This is a genomic window from Treponema sp. R6D11 (assembly GCF_054786075.1).
This window is the reverse complement of record NZ_BDHD01000275.1, coordinates 1-1,878: the sequence shown is the minus strand read 5'-3', so window position 1 is coordinate 1,878 and position 1,878 is coordinate 1. Positions and strand designations below refer to the sequence as shown.

Annotated in this window: 2 protein-coding genes and 1 pseudogene; all 3 read right to left on the bottom strand. The window is 50.6% G+C overall.

All coding sequences use genetic code 11. The features are described from left to right. The coding region (locus ACYVTD_RS12225) for a CHASE2 domain-containing protein (RefSeq protein WP_461248034.1) at window positions 1-890 on the bottom strand (890 nt) is incomplete at its 3' end. 6 nt (window positions 891-896) lie between these two features. Beyond that, window positions 897-1,568 (bottom strand): FecR domain-containing protein, encoded by a 672-nt coding sequence (locus tag ACYVTD_RS12220; protein ID WP_461248033.1) that lies wholly within the window; start codon window positions 1,566-1,568, stop codon window positions 897-899. Between the two features lie 14 nt (window positions 1,569-1,582). Then, window positions 1,583-1,878 (bottom strand): annotated as a pseudogene (locus tag ACYVTD_RS12215) (hypothetical protein); the annotation flags it as partial.

The window sequence follows — 1,878 nt, the reverse complement described above, 5'->3', positions numbered from 1 at the left end:
CGGACTTTAACCGCAGTTTCCAGGAGATCAATTCCGCGGCTTCCCAAAAAATTAATCAGGGGGGCGAAGGCAAGCTGTAAATACCAGTGGTCGTTAATATTCTGCGTAAGATGGATACGCCGCCTTACGCCGTCCGTGTCAATTTCAACATTGGTAAAACCGGCTCCCTGCGCCGACAATGCGAAACCCGGCAGGGCGGGAAGAATATCGATAAATTTTCCCTTATTGGTATTGGGCGCGGCATTAACAGGATAGGCAAAATGTTCTTCCGCAATGGGGCGGCGCTCGGCCTGTTCGCCGCGGAGAGGTTCCGGGCGCAGGTTTAATGTCGCCCAACTTCTGCCAAACAGGGCGGAAGATTGAATCATGTAGAGGTCGTTGTCACGCGCCACGCCCTGCGCGCGGCTAAAAAGCCTTGTCTGCTCGTTTTTTACAATGCCGGAAAAATCATTCGCGTACCTGTTAATATCGGCACGGCTTAATCTGCCGGTACTTAAAGCGGAAAAAATATCAGAAGCCGCGGAATTGATCTCCTGGAAACTGCGGTTAAAGTCCGCCGGCAGGCCCTGGTTCAGATAAATGGTATCTACCCCCTTGGGGCCGGAGTCGATGTATTCAATATCAAAAATAGCGGCGCGCGCGTCGTATTCCTTTAACCGTAAAAGCGCGTCCGCGGTTATTGAACGGGGCCAGGGGAAAACGCCGTTATATGCTATGGCGTTGTCGTCTACGTCAAGAAAAGTAACTTCAGAAGTACGTTCACGGTTGGAACGGAAATGGAGGAACAGGTCATATGTTCGGTTTTCAAGCGGGCCAAAGACACCCAGTATATACAAAAACGAGAAAAAAAACGCCGCCCCAAACCCTATAATTAAATTTTTCCAGTTCATTAAGTTTTATTCTGCAGGGCCCAGATAAATTGAAATCATCCCCGTCCTAGGATTGGCGGATACTGAGGGAGATTCCTGGGCTCCGCCCGTTACTTCACCAGAGCCAACCGGCGTCGCCGGCCTAAGGTTGTTGTTGGCGATGACAATCGGGTTTGCCGCCTTGCCTTCCGTACTTACCTGTGAGGACGCTCCGGCGTTTACCAGCATTCCCGCGCCCCTGTTCCCTTTGAAGCTTACGGCCCCATGCTCCACAAAAAGGTTCTTGGTGTCGAATTCAAAACCGGTGCCGCGCACGGAAGCGGTGGCGCTGGGGCTTGCTACCGTAGTGGACGCTTTCTTCCCCGCGGGGGGGGTTACTTCAACGCGTACCCTTCCCGTCTGAAGGTTGACGTTAAGTTTTTCGGTGTCGGTCGCGGCGCTTATTTCCGTCAGCGTAAGGCGCGTTAGAGGGCGCACGGCAATCTCGGTGCTTCCAACCTGAATAATGGCGGTGCTTTTAAAGCCGGTTGAAATCACGGTACTCTGGTTTAACGAGTCCCCTGCTTTAGCCGCCACATAAACGTCGGTTCCCGGTTTTTTTAATTCCACCGTACCGCTTAATTCCTTTACAATGCCGTTCTGGGCAAAAACGCCCATTCCAGCTAAGATAAAACAAAACGCTAAAATCGCCTTTTTCATTTTCTCCCCCTTAATTAATATAACGTAATTACAAGATTTATTTCCACGCGAACAGACATTGCCGCTTTTGGATCCGCGTTCCCAAGCGAAGGCAGAAACGCCCCGCCTAAGAAATTTAACTGTATGTCGGAAACCGGATTCCAGAACAAACGTCCTGAGAATTCCGTTCCGGCGATATAACCTTTTCCCGTATTGTTGGGATACGGATACGCGAAAGTTCCTAAATCCGTGCGAATAAAAGAAGACGCGTTAAGCCCGAAGGAAAATACATCGAGCGGCCGCCCCAAGAAATCCAGAGAAACAATCGAAA